This is a genomic window from Pseudomonas sp. 34 E 7 (assembly GCF_900005715.1).
GTDB lineage: Bacteria > Pseudomonadota > Gammaproteobacteria > Pseudomonadales > Pseudomonadaceae > Aquipseudomonas > Aquipseudomonas orientalis_A.
Window position 1 is genome coordinate 76474 of record NZ_CVTX01000158.1, and the last position, 18055, is coordinate 94528.

Below are 18055 nucleotides of genomic sequence, written 5' to 3' on the forward strand. Positions count from 1 at the left end.
CGGGATTGAGCCTAGGAGAGATCTCAGGCCTTGGCCAGTTGCACGCGCAAAACCGGTGAAGCGCTCGCCGCCTCGGTAAACTCCTTGAGCCAGCGCAGTACGTCCACGGCCTCCCAACGGCCCGGGTCGTAGAGTGCGTAGAGCAGGCCCTGATAGCCCACCACATCCAGCTGCTTGTGATAACCGGCACGCTGGAACAGCGCTTCGATTTCCGCGAAACAGGTGTTGAAATGCACCTTGTTGAAGGGCGTCTTGCCTTCCGTGACCAGGCCATCGAGGCGCAGCTCGTTCACCGCATCGCGCACGATGTCGGCGGACATGCGATTGACGCTGCTTTTCAGTTGTTCGACATTCACCACGGGCGTTCCCTCTATTCAATCGCTGTACAAACATACAGTAACGTAATATTCGGAAACTCGCCATCGCATAAACGTCAGCGCAGGAAGGCAACCACCTGCTCGGTGTCGAACGGCCAGTCCAACTCAGCCCCCGTGTCCACCCGCCTGAGCACCGGAATCCGCAGGCCGTAGACCTCGGTCAGGTCGTCGGGATCGGTGATATCCACCAGCTCCACGAGCAACCCGTGCTCGACGAGCGGCATGATTTCGGCTTCGGCAATTTCACACAGATGGCAACCCAGGGTGCCGAACAGCTGGCATTCAGCAAGCATGGCAAATGCACTCGGATGGAAAACACCTCACCATTCTAAGCCCAACGCGGCCCGCAAAGGCGCTTGATCACGCCATATACCCGCAGGCCGCCGACCAGCGCGACGGCGACGCCAAAGGCGGTACCTATTTGCGCGAGTTTGAGTTAATTAGGGTAAGGTTTTTCAAGGCTTGCGCCGCGACCGCCCGGATTGAGCGCAGCCCTAGGGCGTGCGCACCAGGGCAAAGCAAAAGCGGTACCACACAATCGCAGTGAACCTTCGGCAAACCCCGCGACTCGAAACCACACGTACAGAACAGCCACACGGAGATAACCATGGCCGGTAAATCAGCAAAGACTGCTCAAGAAATACTGATGGCGGATTTTCAGACCCTCGTCGCCGATACCGAAAGGTTGCTCGACGACACCGCCGTCCTGGCCGGTGACCAGGCCGATGAGCTGCGTACCAGGATCCATGAAAGCCTGCTCAAGGCTCGCGAAACCCTGCAGTTGACCGAAGACTCTCTGCGTGAGCGCGGCCAGGCGGCTATCACTGCAACGGAAGACTACGTGCAGGCCAACCCGTGGCAGTCCGTCGGCATCGCTGCCGGCGTAGGCTTTTTGATCGGTCTGCTGGCTACCAGGCGCTAATATCATGGCTATCGACGAATCCAGCTCGTCAAAGGGCGCAGGTACCACTTCCCGCCGACTGGGCGCTGCCGTCCTCGGCTTATTGCACAGCCATGTCGAACTCTTTGGCATCGAGTTGCAGGAGCAGAAGGCACGCACTGTTAGCCTGCTGCTGTTCGCCGGCCTTGCGTTGGTGTTTGCCCTGCTGCTGTTGGTAGGGTTATCGACACTGGTGATGATCCTGGTGTGGGACACCGGCTACCGCCTCACCGGCATCATCTGTCTGTGTGTGTTCTACACCCTGGCCGCAGCGTTCTGCGGGGTACGCTTGAAAGCGGCGGTGTTCGATGAGTCCACGCCTTTCCATGCCACCCTCGAAGAACTGGCCAATGACCGGGAGCGCCTGTTGCCATGAGCCTGCCTGAACCGCAAAACACGTCCCGTCGGGAAATGCGCAAGGCGTTGATTCGCCTGCGCATGGAAATGCACCGTCAGGAAATCCGTCATGAATCCCAGCAACTCATGGCGCCCCTGCACAGAGTGCGCGACATGCGTCACAACTGGCAGGACAGCCTGGGCATCAAGCACGCGCCGCTGTGGGGCGTGGCGGCGGTGACCCTGATGGGGTTCTTTACCGGCAAAGGCGCCAAGGGCGGCAGTATCAGCAGCGTAACGCGCCTGGTACGGCTGGGGGCCGGGTTGATTCCGCTGATCAAGCTGGCCATGCAAGGCGCCTCGCGCAAACGATAAGCCCCGCTCGTTCAACACCACGTCCTGACCGCCGGGCCATTTGCGCAACGGCGGCCGGGACTTGTTGTTCATCGCTATCGAAACAATCGACTTCAACATTTGCGCTTGCCCCGCCTGCGTGGAAACGGGAAGCTGCAACTGTCATTTACCGTACGGAGCGTACCCGCCTTGGATTGGCCCACCCTGTTGACCCGCGAACGTCTTGGCAAGCCGCTGCACAGCCCTGAAGAACTGGGCCGCAGCCCTTTCCACAAAGACCATGACCGCATTATTTTCTCTGGCGCTTTCCGGCGCCTGGGCCGCAAGACCCAAGTGCATCCGGTGACGAGCAACGACCATATCCACACGCGCCTGACCCACTCGCTGGAAGTCAGTTGTGTGGGGCGCTCCCTTGGCATGCGCGTCGGCGAAACGCTGCGCGGTGCCCTCCCCGACTGGTGCGATCCGAGCGATCTGGGCATGGTGGTGCAATCGGCCTGCCTGGCCCATGACATCGGCAACCCTCCCTTCGGGCACTCCGGCGAAGATGCGATTCGCCACTGGTTCCAGCAGGCCGCCGGACGCGGCTGGCTGGATGACATGAGCAGCGCCGAACGCAATGACTTCCTCAACTTCGAAGGCAATGCCCAGGGTTTCCGCGTGCTGACCCAGCTTGAGTATCACCAATTCGACGGCGGCACGCGGCTGACCTATGCCACCTTGGGCACCTACCTCAAGTACCCCTGGACTGCCCGCCACGCGGACTCGTTGGGTTACAAGAAACACAAGTTCGGCTGCTACCAGAGTGAGTTGCCGATTCTGGAGCAGATCGCGCAAAAACTCGGCCTGCCTCAACTGGAGGAACAACGCTGGGCGCGCCACCCGCTGGTGTACTTGATGGAGGCCGCCGACGACATCTGCTATGCGTTGATCGACCTGGAAGATGGCCTGGAAATGGAGTTGCTCGAGTACGCCGAAGTCGAGTCACTGCTGCTCGACCTGGTGGGTGATGACCTGCCGCAGACGTATCGACAATTAGGCGCGTCGGACTCCCGCCGTCGCAAGTTGGCAATCCTGCGCGGCAAGGCCATTGAGCACCTGACCAACGCGGCGGCGCGTGCCTTCGTCGAACAGCAGGACGCGCTGCTTGCCGGCACCCTGCCTGGCGATCTGGTGGAACACATGCACGGTCCGGCAAAGCGTTGCGTACTGGATGCCAAGGACATGGCGCGCAAGAAAATCTTCCAGGACAAGCGCAAGACCCTGCATGAAATCGGCGCCTACACCACCCTGGAGATTCTGCTGAACGCATTTTGCGGTGCGGCCCTGGAGCAACACGGCGGGCGCACGCCGTCGTTCAAGAACCGGCGCATCCTCGACTTGCTGGGCAACAGCGCGCCGGACCCCGCCTGGTCGTTACATGCCTCGTTCCTGCGCATGATCGACTTCATCGCCGGCATGACCGACAGCTATGCCACCGAGATGGCGCGGGAAATGACCGGGCGCTCCAGTCCTCAATAACGTCCTGACCACGCCGCCCTGCGCCCTAAAGGAATTGCCCTACGATGGGAACAGAGCGGCCTGATCGAATTCGTACATATTCCCGAGGAATAATCACGCACGCCGCCGTGAACCAGACGAGCAACCCCCACGCTCCCATCGATGCTTGACTTACTGTGTGCTCTTTATGCCCAGACACCCCCTTCGTATTCTTCTGGTGGAGGATCATCCCTTTCAGCTCCTGGCCACCCAGTGCCTGCTGAGAAGCTTTGGTTTCGACCAGCTCACCCCCGTGGAAAATGCGGAGCAGGCCATACGCACAATGACTCAGTGCAAGTTCTCTTACGACTTGATGTTATGCGACCAATGCCTGCCTGACCTGCCCGGTCTGGAACTGGTGGAAATCGCCAGCCGCGGTCAATTTATTACCAGTGCGATTCTATTGAGCAGTCTCCCAGCGACGGAACTGCTCAAACTGACCACACAAGCTGCGCAGCGCAACCTTCCACTGCTGGGCTGTTTGTCAAAACCGTTAAACAGAGATGAACTTGCAAGTTTAATGGTCTTGACTTAACCCCTGTCAAAGTAAGAACTTTAACCTTATCAACTGCGAAAAATAACGTAATCATCGTCGCAAAACGCTTTTGACCGCTGGCCATGCCAGACACCCTGAAAGCCCAAACATCAAGTTTCACAATTACCGATCGACTTGTAGGATTCTACCTTTTTTGACGTAGGAAACTTCCTGTTTTGTACTTGTTCACCCCTCGCTTCATGCTGCTGCCGCTTCTTCTGAGCTAATGTGACCGCTTTATTTGCACCTGCATGGAATTTGATTATGAACACCGTTTTTATTATCGACGACCACCCCGTTATACGGCTTGCCATCAGAATGTTACTGGAACACGAAGGCTACAAAGTCGTTGGAGAAACGGATAACGGATGCGATGCCATACAAATGGTCCGCGAATGCCTGCCCGACCTGGTAGTCCTGGATATCAGCATCCCGAAACTTGACGGCCTCGAAGTGCTCTGCCGATTCAACGCCATGAACACTTCGATGAAAACCCTGGTGCTCACGGCCCAGTGCCCAACCCTGTTTGCCACGCGCTGCATGCGTTCCGGCGCTGACGGTTATGTCTGCAAGGAAGGCGACCTGACCGAACTGCTGAGCGCCATTCGTGCCGTACTTTCCGGTTACAACTACTTCCCCAGCCAGGCATTGAATGCAAATGGAACCGAAGGCGCGGACACTCAGGAGCTGGAACTGTTCAAAGCCGTTAACGACCGGGAACTCATGGTCCTGCAACTTTTTGCACAAGGTCGCACTAATAAGGAAATAGCCAAAGGCATGTTCCTGAGCAATAAAACAGTCAGCACCTATAAAAAGCGTTTAATGCAAAAACTAAAAGCCCAATCTTTAGTTGAGCTTATCGAGATGGCAAAACGAAACGCGCTAGTGTGAGAAAACGGATGCCCAGCCGTATCAAGGACTATTTGATCATATTGAGTGCCAGCTTGTACTTCAGCACCGCCGTGCTCGCGGACTCCTCCATCCCCCCACAACATTTCACCTTATTGAGCCGCGCGGGAACCGTTCAACTGGACACTCGACTGGACAGGGCCCAGCGCCAGTGGCTGCAGTACAAGCGCGAGCTGGTACTGGGTACTGCTGCGCCTGACTACCCGCCGTTCGACCTCACCTCCAGTGGCCGCGACTACGAGGGGCTCACGGCAGATTATGCGGGTCTACTGGCCAAGGCGCTCGCCATACCGGTCAAGGTCCTGCGTTACCCTTCCCGTTTGTCCGCCATTGAAGCCCTTGAAGCCGGCGACATTGACTTGCTGGGCTCCTCCAATGGCTTTGAGGCCGCAAACCCCCATCTCACACTGTCGGCCCCTTATGCCGTGGACCAGCCGGTACTGGTCACTCGCGAAGGAGAAACCCGCAGTCTCGGCAATGGCCTGGAAGGGTTGCGCTTGAGCCTGGTTTACCATTACCTGCCCCTCGACGAGGTGGAGAAGCTGTACCCCAAGGCAGATATCCGCCCCTATCCCTCTTATCAGAATGCGCTGAATGCCGTGGCATTCGACCAGGCGGATGTGTTTCTGGGCGACACCATTTCCACCCATTTCATGATTAACAAGGGCTACCTCAAGAACATTCGCATGGCCAATTTCGGCAAGCATGAGGCTTACGGTTTCAGCTTCGCCCTGCGCCACGACAACCTGATTCTCTTGAGCATTGTCGACACGGTGCTGGCGGCTGTGCCCATCAACGAACGCGACAGCATCGCCAAGCGCTGGAGCGCCGGCAGCGATATCCTGCTGACCGACAAGAAACTGCAACTGACTCCGCGCGAAGAACGCTGGTTGAAGGCCAATCCGGTTGTGAAGGTTGTCGTCAATGAAACCTTTGCCCCCCTCACCTTCTTCGACGCGGAGGGCAACTTTCGCGGTATCACCGCCGACCTCCTTGAACTCATTCGCTTGCGGACCGGCTTGCGTTTCGCGGTTCAGCGCGGGCGTGAGGTCGACGATATGATCGAGCAGGTCGCCGCACAGAATGTCGACATCATCGGGGCCATCGTGCCGAGTAACCAACGGGAGGCGCAGTTGAGTTTCAGCCGCCCCTACCTGGAAAACTCCTATGTGCTGCTGACCCGCAAAGAGCCTGGGGCGCCCCTGAACCTGGAGCAGATGACGGGCAAGCGCCTGGCGGTGACCCAAGGCACCCCACTGGTCGATACCTTGCGCAAGGACTATCCCCGCATTCAACTGGTGGAAACCGGCGATACCTTCAGGGCATCCGAGTTGCTCGCACAAGGGCAAGTGGACGGCGCTGTGAACACGCTGCTGATCGCCAACTACTTCCTGTCCTCGAAAGTGTTCCGCGACAAGTTGCAGATCACTACCACCATCGGCACCAGCCCGGCGACGTTCGCCCTGGCCACATCCCGCCATGCCACCGAATTGAGCTCGATCCTCGACAAAGCGCTGCTCAGTATCGCCCCGGATGAAATGGGCGTGATCAACAGCCGCTGGCGCGGCTACACCGTCGAGTCCGACAGCTATTGGCGCAATTACAACCAGCTGATTGCCAGGATCGTCATCGGAACCGGGTTGTTGCTCCTGGTTTCGCTGACCTGGAACGCTTACATGCGCCGCCAGATCAGGCAGCGAAAAATGGCCGAGCGCGCCCTCAACGACCAGTTCGAGTTCATGCGCGCGCTGGTCAACGAAACGCCACACCCCATCTATGTACGCGATCGTAACGGCTTGCTGCAAACCTGCAATGACAGCTACCTGCAGACATTCGACGTCAAGCGAGAGGAGGTGATCGGCAAAAGCGTGACCCAGATGAACATGGCCCTGGCGCCCGAAGCAGCGCAGTACCATGCCGATTACCTGCGGGTGGTGGCCGAGGGCACGCCCTTGATCCTGGACCGCACCCTGCATATCCATGAGAGGAAGCTGACGATCTACCACTGGATCCTGCCCTACCGCGACTCCATCGGCGAAGTCCAGGGCATCATTGGCGGCTGGATCGACATCAGTGAACGGCGCCAGTTGTTTGATGAGCTGCGTGCCGCCAAGGAACGCGCCGATGAGGCCAACCGCGCCAAAAGCACCTTCCTTGCCACCATGAGCCACGAGATACGCACGCCGATGAACGCGGTGATCGGCATGCTGGAACTGACGCTCAAGCGCGCCGACCAGGGCCATCTCGACCGGCCGGCGATAGAAGTCGCGTACAACTCGGCCAAGGATCTACTGGAGCTGATCGGCGATATTCTCGATATCGCGCGTATTGAGTCCGGGCGCCTGAGCCTGGCCCCGGAGCGCGTCAATCTGCGGGAGGTGATTGAGTCGGTGGTGCGTGTCTTCGATGGGCTTGCCCGCCAGAAAACCCTCAGCCTGCTATTGGAATTCAAGCCCGATCCGAGCGACATCGAAGTCTTGATCGACCCGCTGCGCTTCAAGCAAGTGCTGTCCAACCTCGTGAGCAACGCCATCAAGTTCACCGAACATGGGCAGGTGAAGATCAAGGTTGAGGTGCAACCGAGCCAGACACCGGAACAGGTCGAACTGAAGCTGGTGGTCGAGGACACCGGCATAGGCATCAACCGGGAAGACCAGCAGCGCCTGTTCGAGCCATTCGCCCAGGCCGACAACTCCGGGCACCTGGCCAGAAGTGGCGCCGGCCTGGGCCTGGTGATCTGCCGCAGCCTCTGCGCAATGATGGGCGGCCAGTTAAGCTTGAGCAGCGTGCCCATGGTCGGCACCCAGGTGCACGTCAACCTGAAAATGCCGCGCCTGCACCCGGTGACGACCGTGGGCGAGCATGCACCCGCCAAGCCGGCCTCTACCCCGGTACTCAATGTGCTGGTGGTGGACGACCACCCGGCGAACCGCCTGCTGATGTGCCAGCAACTGGGCTACCTGGGCCATCAGTTCACCGCCGCCGAGCACGGTGCCGCCGGGTTCCAGGCCTGGCGCCAGGAACAGTTCGACCTGGTGATCGCCGACTGCAACATGCCCATCATGAATGGCTACGAGTTAAGCCGTTCCATTCGTGAGTACGAGCAACGCGAACAGTTGGCACCCTGCGTGGTACTGGGGTTCACCGCCAATGCCCAGCCGGAAGAAAGACAACGCTGCCTGGAAGCGGGCATGGACGACTGCCTGTTCAAGCCCATCAGTCTCACGATACTGGAGCGGCAACTGGCGCAGATCACACCGCAGCCCACGAGCCAGCGCCTGGACCTGGCGTGCCTGGACGCGCTGACGGGAGGCGATCCGCAATTGAGCCGACGGTTGCTCGAAGAACTGCTGACCAGCAGCGTTCATGATCGTCAGGCACTCACCGCGCTACTGGAGCGCAAGGCGTCGCCCATGGACATCATCGAACAAGCCCACAAGATCAAGGGGGCCGCACGCATCGTCCAAGCCAATGCCCTGGCCGGGCAATGCGAAGCCCTGGAACAAGCCTGTTCCCGCGACGATGATCGGCGAGTGGTCGAGGCGGGGATCAAATCCCTGGAAAAGCTCATGCTCGAGCTGGAACGGGCGCTGCAAGTTCAACTGCATGAACTGGACAGCCAATAAGTCAGTGTAGGAGCGAGCTTGCTCGCGAAAAACTCACAGGCACCGCGTTCATTCAGGAAGCACGCGTTATCGTTGACATTTTTCGCGAGCAAGCTCGCTCCTACAACGGCGGTGTACGCTTAACTGACTGGCATTCCCCGCCTCGCTCGCTCAGCAATCGGTCAAGCGCAGGAAAATAGCCGCCAGCTGTTCGATACCCAACTGGTCCTCGGGGGTAAAACGAGCCAGCGACGGGCTGTCGAGGTCAAGGACGCCAATCAATTGGCCGTTCTTGACCAGCGGCACCACCAATTCGCTGTTTGAGGCGCTGTCACAGGCAATGTGCCCGGCAAACGCATGCACGTCTTCCACTCGCTGGGTCTGCCGGGTCGCGGCGGCGGCGCCGCACACACCACGACCGAAAGGGATCCGCACACAGGCAATCTGGCCCTGGAATGGGCCAAGCACCAGCTCATCATTGCGATTGAGGTAGAAACCCGCCCAGTTCAGGTCGTCCAGTTGATTGAACAGGAACGCGGAGAATTGCGCACTGTTGGCGATGAAATCCCGCTCATCGGCCAGCAGCGATTCCAGTTGCGCGCACAGCAGCGCATAGCCATCCAGACCGGTGCCGGTCTGTTGTAAATCGATCATGGTTGACGCTCCAGCAATTTGAGACCCACCCAGTAACGGGCGAACTGATAGGCACAGCGGCCGTTACGGTTACCGCGGCCGGTAGCCCAGCGCACGGCGAGAATGTCGAGTTGTTCATCGCGCTGCCACTGCAGGCCGGCCTTGCCTGCAAGCTCACCGATCCAGTGTTCCACCACATCCAGGAAGTGTTCCTGGGTGAATGGATAGAACGACAGCCACAGGCCAAAACGGTCGGACAGGGCGATCTTGTCTTCCACCGCCTCGCTCGGGTGCAGTTCGCCATCCACGCGCTTCCAATTGTCGTTGTCACTCTGGTTCTCCGGCACCAGGTGACGGCGGTTGGAGGTGGCGTACAGCAATACGTTTTCCGGCGCCTGCTCCAGGGAACCATCCAGTACACTCTTGAGCACGCGATAGTCGCCTTCGCCTGCTTCGAACGAGAGGTCGTCGCAGAACAGAATGAAACGCTGCGGCAGCTTGAGCAGTTGCTCGACCACGCGCGGCAGGTCGGCCAGGTGGTCACGCTCAATTTCGATCAAGCGCAGGCCGGCCTTGGCATGCTGGGCGAGCAAGGCGCGGACCATGGAGGACTTGCCGGTGCCACGCGAACCCCATAGCAGCGCATGGTTGGCGGGTAAGCCGTCAAGAAACTGCTGGGTGTTGCGCGCCAGCGTTTCGCGTTGCTTGTCGACGCCGATCAGGTCCGACAGACGCATGTCCAGGCTCACTTGCAGCGGCAACAGGAAGCCTGTGCGGCCCTCGCGCTGCCAGCGCGCGGCCAGGCAGTGATTCCAGTCAATGGCTTGGCGCGCAGCGGGTAACAGGGGTTCCAGGCGCGCGAGCACTGCGTCAGCCCGCTCAAGAAAGGCACTCAATCGAGAATCCACGTCTATTCCTCTGGCAAGTTCTTGTAAAAGATGGCGTATTGGCAACCCAGCGGCAGACCGCACAAGGCTGCGAAATTCGATTCATGCCGGGCAAGTCAGCATTGGTGGATGTTCAGCTATGCTTGCCGGGCGAGGGGAAACGTGAAGTGGTTCAACACTCGATGGATATCAAGTTCGCCCACCGCTTGTCTTATAAACAAGCCAGATTGACTGTGCTGGTCGGTTTCGTCTTGGGAACCTTGCTCAGTCTTATCCAAATCGGCATTGATTATGCCAGCGAAGACGCATCCATCAACCGCGAAATACGCTCGCTGATCGAAATCAGCCATAACCCCGCCTCGCGCATCGCCTATAACATCGATGCCGAACTCGCCCAGGAACTGACCCTGGGCCTGCTGCACTCCCCTGTCATTGTTCACGCCCAGTTGATCGACAACAACGGCGTGGTGCTGGCCGACGTCGACCGGCCGCGCAAGGAAAGCCATTATCGGCCCGTCAGCGATTTTCTGTTTGGCGCCAACCGTCCATTCGAGGACCGTCTGTACCTCAGCCACATGCCCGACGAATCCCTCGGGGTGTTGCGCCTGGATGTAGACACCTACGCGTTCGGCAGCCGCTTCCTGCGCCGCGCCGAGGTCACGTTGCTCAACGGTTTTATCCGCAGCCTGCTGTTGACCGGGATCCTGCTGGGCTTGTTCTACGTCATGCTCACCCAACCGCTGGTACGCATTATCCGAGCGTTGAGCACGCGCCGACAGGCGCGCCTGGACTGCCCGCCGGGCCATGAGCATGACGAAATCGGTGTGCTGGTCAACGTTGCCAACCAGCAGTTCGAAAACATGGAAACCGAGATTCAGCAGCGTCGCCATGCCGAGGATCGTCTCACCGAATACCTGGGTCAGCTCGAGGACATCGTTTCTGCGCGCACCCTCGAGCTCAAGACCAGCAACCAACGCTTGAGCCAGTTCAATGATGAACTGGAGGCTGCCAGATTGACCGCCCTGGAAATGGCCCAGGCGCGGGCGGCGTTCCTGGCCAACATGAGCCATGAAATCCGCACCCCGCTCAATGGCCTGCTGGGCATGATTGCCCTGTCGCTGGACAGCTCGCTCAACGCCGAGCAGCGCCAGCAACTGTCCATCGCCCATGACTCCGGCAAGGTCCTGGTGGAGTTGCTCAACGATATCCTCGACTTGTCCAAGTTCGACGCCGGTCAACTGGAGCTTGAGCGTATCGCGTTCGACCTGGGCTCACTGGTGGAAGACACCGCCAACCTGTTGTCGCAAAACGCCGCACCCAGCGTGGAACTGACCTGCCTGATCGACCCGCTGTTTCCTGCACAGGTGATCGGCGACCCGACGCGGGTACGGCAAATCGTCAGTAACCTGCTGTCCAATGCCTTGAAGTTCACCCGCTTCGGCCGCGTGGATGTGCGCCTGAGCCAACACGGCGATGGCGTACGCATTGAGGTCTGCGATACCGGCATCGGCATTGCCCAGGACGCGCAGGTGAAGATTTTCCAGCCGTTTACCCAGGCCGGCGCCGGTATCACGCGCCAATTTGGCGGCACGGGCCTGGGGCTCGCATTGACCCATAACCTGTGCGAGGCCATGCAGGGCCGCTTGAGTATCAGTTCGGAGGTCGGCTTCGGCAGCCAGTTCTGCGTCGACCTGCCGCTGCCCACCCACTTGCCGGCGGTGGCTCAAGTACCACTGGCGGGCGACGTGATCGTCATTACCAACCCAAGCAGTGGCCTGGGAGAGTTGCTCACCCTGCTGCTGCCCCACTGGGGGTTGGCGCCGCGTTGTTATTCCATGGAAGACGACCTGAGCGGACAGCATCCCGACCTGTTGATCACCGATTGCCCGGAGTGCCTGTTCCGCCTGAGGATGGGCATTACCGCGCCGATCCTGGTAGTAACGGCCTATGGCAATTTCATGCCCGGCGAAGAAGTCGCGGCGCTGGCACCGCTGCAGCAACAGGCACGCCCGCTGAGCCGTAACGCGCTCTATCAGATCCTGCAGCGTAATTTGCACAGCGACACGCAACCGATGGCGGACCCTGTCCGCATCGACGCCACGTCACTCAGCCATCGCGCGCGTATCCTGCTGGTGGAGGACAACCCGGTCAATCAACTGGTGGCCAAGGGCATGCTCGGCAAGCTTGGCTGCGAGGTCATTGTGGCCGCCCATGGTGGCGAAGCCCTCAAGTGGCTTGAGGACCAGCGTTTCGATCTGGTGTTGATGGACTGCAACATGCCCGTGATGAACGGCTACGAAGCGAGCCGTCAGATTCGCCGGAGCGGCCGCTGGCCAGACCTGCCGATCGTCGCTTTGACCGCCAACGCCCTCGCCGAAGAGCGTGAACGTTGCCGTGCGGCGGGGATGAATGACTACCTGGCCAAGCCGTTTCGCCGTGAAGAACTCAAAGCCCTGCTGGACCTGTGGGTGCCTGAGACGACAAGCCTCTGACTGGGGCCGGCATCGGTCATTTGAGCAGCGCTTCGATCTCCTGGCTCAGAGCCTGAGGCTTGGTGGTCGATGCAAAACGCTTGACCTGCCTGCCATCACGCCCGATGAGGAACTTGGTGAAATTCCATTTGATATTCTTTGAGCCCAGCAGCCCCGGCGCCTGCTTTTTCAACTGCACGAACAGCGGGTGGGCGTCGCTGCCGTTGACGTCGATCTTTTTGAACAAAGGGAAACTGACGCCGAAGTTCAGCTCGCAGAACTCGGCAATCGCGCCTTCGTTGCCCGGCTCCTGCTTGCCGAACTGATTGCACGGAAAGCCCAGCACCACCAGGCCCTGGTCCTTGTATTGCTGCCAGAGTTGTTCCAGGCCCTTGTACTGCGGGGTGAAACCACATTTGCTGGCGGTATTGACCACCAGGATGGCCTTGCCGGCAAAATCGGCCAAAGTCTTTTGCTCACCCTTGATGGTGGTGCAAGGGATGCTCAGCAGGTTGTCGCTCATGGCAGTGACTCTGGCAAAGGGGAAGCAGAAAGATAGTACGCAATTGAATTGTGTACAAACTAATAAGCGGGAATGATGACGCCCCATCAACCAGCCCCCAATGTGAATGCCAGTCAATAAAGGCTTTTTGTAGGAGCGAGCTTGCTCGCGAAAAACTGACAGTCACCGCGCTCATTCAGAAAGCACGCATTATCGTCGACATTTTTCGCGAGCAAGCTCGCTCCTACAAAGGGCGATGTACGCTTAACGGACTGGCATTCCCACATTGTGGCCGAACACTTGTTCTCTCAGCGCGGCACTAGGTCCAGGCACACCGAGTTGATGCAGTAACGCAGGCCGGTCGGCGGCGGGCCGTCCGGGAACACGTGCCCCAGGTGTGCATCGCATTTGGCGCAGGTGACTTCGGTGCGGATCATGCCGTGGCTGACATCGCGGATCTCAACCATGGCACTGTCGGCAATCGGCTCGTAGAAGCTGGGCCAGCCGCAGCCTGAATCGAACTTGGCCTTGGAATCGAACAGCGGCTCATTGCAGCAAATGCAGTGATACACGCCGTCGGTCTTGGTTTCGTTGTACTTGCCGCTGAAAGGTCGCTCGGTGCCTTTGAGACGGCACACGTTGTACTGCTCCGGATCGAGCATGGCTTTCCATTCTTCAACGGTTTTCTGCAGCTTTTCCATGGGTACACCTCGGCAACTGAAAAACCCTGATCTGTGTCTTTTCCGTGGATCAGGCGGCACGTATGATTGCGCCTCTTCAAAACGCCAGTCTGGCACCCGCGCCACCGGCATTCAAACGTATTTAAGGTGCGGGCCGCGCAGGATTCACAGTACGGTAGTGCCCACGCCGTCTGGATCGTTCATTTTCAGGATCACATCGCCATGCAGGTCAGCAAATCGAACAAGCTCGCCAACGTCTGCTACGACATTCGCGGCCCGGTGCTCAAGCACGCCAAACGCCTGGAAGAGGAAGGCCACCGCATCCTCAAGCTGAACATCGGCAACCCGGCGCCCTTTGGTTTCGAAGCGCCCGACGAAATCCTCCAGGACGTGATCCGCAACCTGCCCACGGCCCAGGGCTACAGCGACTCCAAAGGCCTGTTCAGCGCGCGCAAGGCGGTGATGCAGTATTACCAGCAGAAGCAGGTGGAAGGTGTCGGGATTGAGGACATCTACCTGGGCAATGGCGTGTCCGAGCTGATCGTGATGTCGCTGCAGGCCCTGCTCAACAACGGCGACGAAGTGCTGGTGCCGGCGCCGGACTACCCATTGTGGACCGCCGCCGTGACCCTGGCCGGTGGCCACCCGGTGCATTACCTCTGCGACGAAGGTGCCGACTGGTTCCCTGACCTGGCCGATATCAAGGCCAAGATCACCCCGAACACCAAGGCCCTGGTGATCATCAACCCGAACAACCCCACCGGCGCCGTGTATTCCAGGGAAGTGCTGCTGGGCATGCTTGAACTGGCACGCCAACACAACCTGGTGGTGTTCTCCGACGAGATCTACGACAAGATTCTCTACGATGATGCGGTCCACGTATGCACCGCCTCCCTGGCACCCGACCTGCTGTGCCTGACCTTCAACGGTTTGTCCAAGTCCTACCGCGTGGCGGGCTTCCGCTCCGGCTGGATCGCCATCTCCGGGCCCAAGCACAACGCCCAGAGCTATATCGAAGGCATCGACATGCTGGCCAATATGCGCCTGTGCGCCAACGTGCCGAGCCAGCACGCGATCCAGACCGCCCTCGGCGGCTACCAGAGCATCAACGATCTGGTCCTGCCCCAGGGGCGCCTGCTGGAGCAGCGCAACCGTACCTGGGAGCTGCTCAACGCCATCCCGGGCGTCAGCTGCGTGAAGCCCATGGGGGCATTGTACGCGTTCCCGCGGATTGACCCGAAAGTCTGCCCGATCCTCAACGACGAAAAATTCGTGCTCGACCTGCTGCTGTCGGAAAAGCTGCTGGTAGTGCAAGGCACCGCGTTCAACTGGCCGTGGCCGGACCACTTCCGCGTGGTGACCCTACCGCGCGTGGATGAGCTGGATATGGCCATCGGTCGCATCGGCAACTTCCTCAAGTCCTATCGCCAGTAAGGGAAATGTGGCTGTACGACCTTCATTTGGTCGTACAGCGATTATCTGGCAACACTTCTTTGGCAAGAGCTGCCTCGGCGCCGACGATGGCACCGCGCCAGCCGCCCTGCCCCAGTGTTAACGGGCTGTTCGACACGCCTGGCGGCTAATCGACCGGGGATTGGATGTGGGAAAATCCCTTCAACGCGCTACATTTTTGCTGTAGGACACAGTTTGAAATAGTCGCCCGGTTGAATCACCCCAGGCCGCACCTTATATACCCCGCAGTAAGCGACATATTAAGCATGAGGAGAATTCTACAACCATGATGCGCATCCTGCTGTTCTTGGCCACTAACCTGGCAGTCGTACTGATTGCCAGCGTCACCCTGAGCCTTTTTGGCTTCAATGGGTTCATGGCGGCCAACGGGGTTGATCTGAACCTCAATCAGCTGCTGATTTTCTGTGCGGTCTTTGGTTTTGCCGGTTCGCTGTTCTCGCTGTTCATCTCCAAGTGGATGGCGAAAATGAGCACCAGCACCCAGATCATCACTCAACCACGCACTCGCCATGAACAATGGCTGATGCAAACCGTGGAGCAGTTGTCTCAAGAAGCAGGCATCAAAATGCCCGAGGTGGGGATTTTCCCTGCTTACGAGGCCAACGCCTTTGCCACCGGCTGGAACAAGAACGACGCACTGGTCGCCGTCAGCCAGGGCCTGCTGGAGCGTTTCTCGCCGGACGAAGTCAAAGCGGTGCTGGCCCACGAGATCGGCCACGTGGCCAATGGCGACATGGTCACCCTCGCGCTGGTACAGGGCGTGGTGAACACCTTCGTGATGTTCTTCGCACGGATCATCGGCAACTTCGTCGACAAGGTGATCTTCAAGAACGAAGAAGGCCGCGGTATCGCCTACTTCGTGGCAACCATCTTCGCCGAGCTGGTGCTGGGTTTCCTGGCCAGCGCCATCGTGATGTGGTTCTCGCGTAAACGTGAGTTCCGCGCAGACGAAGCCGGCGCACGCCTGGCGGGCACCAGCGCGATGATCGGCGCACTGCAGCGCCTGCGCTCCGAACAAGGCCTGCCGGTGCATATGCCGGACAGCCTGACCGCCTTTGGTATCAACGGTGGCATCAAGCAAGGCCTGGCGCGCATGTTCATGAGCCACCCACCGCTGGAAGAGCGGATTGACGCATTGCGTCGTCGCGGCTGACAGCATCGGGCAAGACAAAAGGGGCGATTGAATCGCCCCTTTTTTGCGGGCGTGATTCAGGCCCTGGTCAACCGGTAAACCCGCTCGTCAAGGCGGGTGACGCCGTCCTGAACAAACTTCCAGCTTTCGCCGAGAATGTCCTGCTCTTCGAGCCTGTCCAATGCCCAGTGCTCGCCCAGCAATACGCGCACTTCAGCATCGCTGACGGCAAAAGGCGGCCCGGCCTTTTGCACCTGATCGTAATCGAGCGTAACCAGCAGGCCCTGGCAACCACGGCCCAGCAAGGCAGTGAGGCGCTCGGCGTATTGGGCGCGCATCAACGGCGGCAACGCGATCAACGCTGCGCGGTCATACAGGGCGCTGCAACCAGCGACTGCCTGTGCGTCGAGCGCGAAGAAATCGCCACACCACACCTCGATCAAGCCCGTCTGGTACACCTTGAAGTCGCCCCTTCGGCTGATCTGCGGCGCCAGCCCCTGCTCGCTGAAAAACGCCTCCACCGCCTGCTCGGACAGTTCCACCCCCATTACGTGGCAGCCCTGACTGGCCAGCCATACCAGATCCAGGCTTTTGCCACACAACGGCACCAGCACCTTGGCCCCATCCACCAGCCCCAACTGCGGCCAATGCCGCAGCAGATAGGGGTTGACCTCGGGCAAATGAAAGCCAATCTGGTTGCGGGCCCAACGCTCCTGCCAAAACTCAGGCTGCATAAATCACCTCGAAAATTCGATCAAAAAGCACTAAAACTTATATTAGATTTTGATTGATGATCTGACTGAAGATGGGCCTATGTTAACGCTCAGGACTCCTATTATGCTCCCCAGCCTGTTTATCTCGCACGGTTCCCCCATGCTCGCCCTGCAACCCGGCGCGAGCGGCCCGGCGTTGCAACGCCTGGCGGCCGAGTTGCCGCGCCCGAAGGCGATTGTGGTGGTATCGGCGCATTGGGAAAGCCAGGAGTTGCTGGTCAGTGGCGCCAGCGCACCCGAGACCTGGCATGACTTTGGGGGGTTCCCGCGCGAGCTGTTTGCCGTGCAGTATCCCGCGCCGGGCGACCCACGGCTGGCCGCTGAAATCGTCGAATTGCTGCATGCCGATGGCCTGGGTGCGCACATCGATGAGCACCGCCCCTTCGACCATGGCACCTGGGTGCCCCTGTCGCTGATGTACCCGGCGGCGGATATCCCGGTGGTGCAAGTGTCGCTGCCCAGCCGCATGGGCCCGGCACTGCAGAGCCGGGTCGGGCGGGCGCTCGCCGGCCTGCGCGAGCGAGGTGTGCTGCTGATCGGTTCCGGCAGCATCACCCATAACCTGGGCGAGCTGGATTGGCGCGCAGGGCCTGAAACCATCACGCCATGGGCGCTGGAGTTTCGCGACTGGGTCGTCGACAAGCTGGCGGCCAATGACGACGCAGCCTTGCATGACTATCGCCGCCAGGCGCCACACGCCGTGCGCAGCCATCCCAGCGATGAGCACTTGCTGCCGCTGTACTTCGCGCGGGGGGTGGGCGGAGATTTCAGCGTGGCGCACCAGGGCTTCACACTGGGCGCGCTTGGAATGGATATCTATCGTTTTGGCTGACGCAGCCCCTCTCACCACAATCGAGTGCCGGCCATAAATCCCAGGCAAAAAAAATCCCCGAACCAGTCGGGGATTTT

Annotated in this window: 18 protein-coding genes; 11 read left to right on the plus strand and 7 right to left on the minus strand. The window is 59.5% G+C overall.

The features are described from left to right. Positions 1 to 23 precede the first annotated feature (23 nt). Together BFP96_RS20525 and BFP96_RS20530 are read right to left on the minus strand one after the other, a co-directional pair. The gene (locus BFP96_RS20525) at positions 24 to 359 is read right to left on the minus strand and encodes a transcriptional regulator (RefSeq protein ID WP_065898050.1); all 336 of its coding nucleotides are present in this window, start codon (positions 357 to 359) and stop codon (positions 24 to 26) included. A 74-nt stretch (positions 360 to 433) separates the two neighbouring features. After that, on the minus strand, positions 434 to 670 hold the full coding sequence (locus tag BFP96_RS20530; RefSeq protein WP_065885165.1) for a glutaredoxin family protein: 237 nt from the start codon (positions 668 to 670) through the stop codon (positions 434 to 436). 314 nt (positions 671 to 984) lie between these two features. On the opposite strand from BFP96_RS20530, the gene BFP96_RS20540 reads away from it, so the two are divergent. From BFP96_RS20540 to BFP96_RS20570, 7 genes are all read left to right on the plus strand, one after another. Further along, entirely contained in the window at positions 985 to 1299 is a 315-nt protein-coding gene (locus tag BFP96_RS20540; RefSeq protein WP_065885163.1) for a DUF883 family protein, read from the plus strand. 4 nt (positions 1300 to 1303) lie between these two features. Beyond that, positions 1304 to 1693: a phage holin family protein gene (locus BFP96_RS20545; RefSeq protein WP_057722765.1), complete on the plus strand. Its 390-nt coding sequence runs from the start codon at positions 1304 to 1306 to the stop codon at positions 1691 to 1693. Continuing rightward, on the plus strand, positions 1690 to 2028 hold the full coding sequence (locus BFP96_RS20550; protein WP_065885162.1) for a hypothetical protein: 339 nt from the start codon (positions 1690 to 1692) through the stop codon (positions 2026 to 2028). The genes BFP96_RS20545 and BFP96_RS20550 overlap by 4 nt, the downstream gene beginning before the upstream one ends. A gap of 168 nt (positions 2029 to 2196) precedes the next feature. After that, the gene (locus tag BFP96_RS20555) at positions 2197 to 3528 is read left to right on the plus strand and encodes a deoxyguanosinetriphosphate triphosphohydrolase (protein ID WP_065934390.1); all 1332 of its coding nucleotides are present in this window, start codon (positions 2197 to 2199) and stop codon (positions 3526 to 3528) included. Between the two features lie 166 nt (positions 3529 to 3694). After that, positions 3695 to 4081, plus strand: coding sequence for a response regulator (locus BFP96_RS20560; protein WP_065894808.1), 387 nt, complete (start codon positions 3695 to 3697; stop codon positions 4079 to 4081). 264 nt (positions 4082 to 4345) lie between these two features. Next, positions 4346 to 4972: a response regulator transcription factor gene (locus BFP96_RS20565; protein ID WP_065885160.1), complete on the plus strand. Its 627-nt coding sequence runs from the start codon at positions 4346 to 4348 to the stop codon at positions 4970 to 4972. Positions 4973 to 4980: 8 nt separating this feature from the next. Beyond that, positions 4981 to 8616 carry a transporter substrate-binding domain-containing protein gene (locus tag BFP96_RS20570; protein WP_065936908.1) on the plus strand — a complete coding sequence of 1212 codons (3636 nt, stop codon included), beginning with the start codon at positions 4981 to 4983 and terminating at the stop codon, positions 8614 to 8616. Positions 8617 to 8766: 150 nt separating this feature from the next. Here the strand turns inward: BFP96_RS20570 and BFP96_RS20575 are convergent, their stop codons facing one another. Both BFP96_RS20575 and BFP96_RS20580 read right to left on the minus strand, forming a co-directional pair. Beyond that, positions 8767 to 9249: a GAF domain-containing protein gene (locus BFP96_RS20575; protein WP_065894712.1), complete on the minus strand. Its 483-nt coding sequence runs from the start codon at positions 9247 to 9249 to the stop codon at positions 8767 to 8769. After that, positions 9246 to 10136: an ATP-binding protein gene (locus BFP96_RS20580; RefSeq protein ID WP_065936909.1), complete on the minus strand. Its 891-nt coding sequence runs from the start codon at positions 10134 to 10136 to the stop codon at positions 9246 to 9248. Before BFP96_RS20580 ends, BFP96_RS20575 begins: the two co-directional genes overlap by 4 nt. Positions 10137 to 10297: 161 nt before the next feature. Between BFP96_RS20580 and BFP96_RS20585 the strand changes: the two genes are divergently transcribed. Then, positions 10298 to 12607, plus strand: a complete 2310-nt coding sequence (locus BFP96_RS20585; protein WP_065936926.1) for a hybrid sensor histidine kinase/response regulator — start codon at positions 10298 to 10300, stop codon at positions 12605 to 12607. A 16-nt stretch (positions 12608 to 12623) separates the two neighbouring features. Here BFP96_RS20585 and BFP96_RS20590 read toward each other — a convergent pair whose 3' ends face one another. Beyond that, on the minus strand, positions 12624 to 13109 hold the full coding sequence (locus BFP96_RS20590; protein ID WP_065936910.1) for a glutathione peroxidase: 486 nt from the start codon (positions 13107 to 13109) through the stop codon (positions 12624 to 12626). A gap of 287 nt (positions 13110 to 13396) precedes the next feature. Beyond that, complete coding sequence (gene msrB / locus BFP96_RS20595) at positions 13397 to 13789, minus strand: peptide-methionine (R)-S-oxide reductase MsrB (RefSeq protein ID WP_065894710.1); 393 nt, start codon at positions 13787 to 13789, stop codon at positions 13397 to 13399. Between the two features lie 201 nt (positions 13790 to 13990). Between msrB and BFP96_RS20600 the strand changes: the two genes are divergently transcribed. Both BFP96_RS20600 and htpX read left to right on the plus strand, forming a co-directional pair. Continuing rightward, entirely contained in the window at positions 13991 to 15202 is a 1212-nt protein-coding gene (locus BFP96_RS20600) for a pyridoxal phosphate-dependent aminotransferase (protein WP_065885153.1), read from the plus strand. A gap of 304 nt (positions 15203 to 15506) precedes the next feature. After that, positions 15507 to 16394, plus strand: coding sequence for a protease HtpX (gene htpX / locus BFP96_RS20605; protein WP_065885152.1), 888 nt, complete (start codon positions 15507 to 15509; stop codon positions 16392 to 16394). 56 nt (positions 16395 to 16450) lie between these two features. Here htpX and BFP96_RS20610 read toward each other — a convergent pair whose 3' ends face one another. After that, positions 16451 to 17107 (minus strand): thiopurine S-methyltransferase, encoded by a 657-nt coding sequence (locus BFP96_RS20610; RefSeq protein ID WP_065936911.1) that lies wholly within the window; start codon positions 17105 to 17107, stop codon positions 16451 to 16453. A gap of 103 nt (positions 17108 to 17210) precedes the next feature. Here BFP96_RS20610 and BFP96_RS20615 point away from each other — a divergent pair, with 103 nt between their 5' ends. Then, entirely contained in the window at positions 17211 to 17978 is a 768-nt protein-coding gene (locus BFP96_RS20615; RefSeq protein ID WP_065894707.1) for a DODA-type extradiol aromatic ring-opening family dioxygenase, read from the plus strand. Positions 17979 to 18055 lie beyond the last annotated feature (77 nt).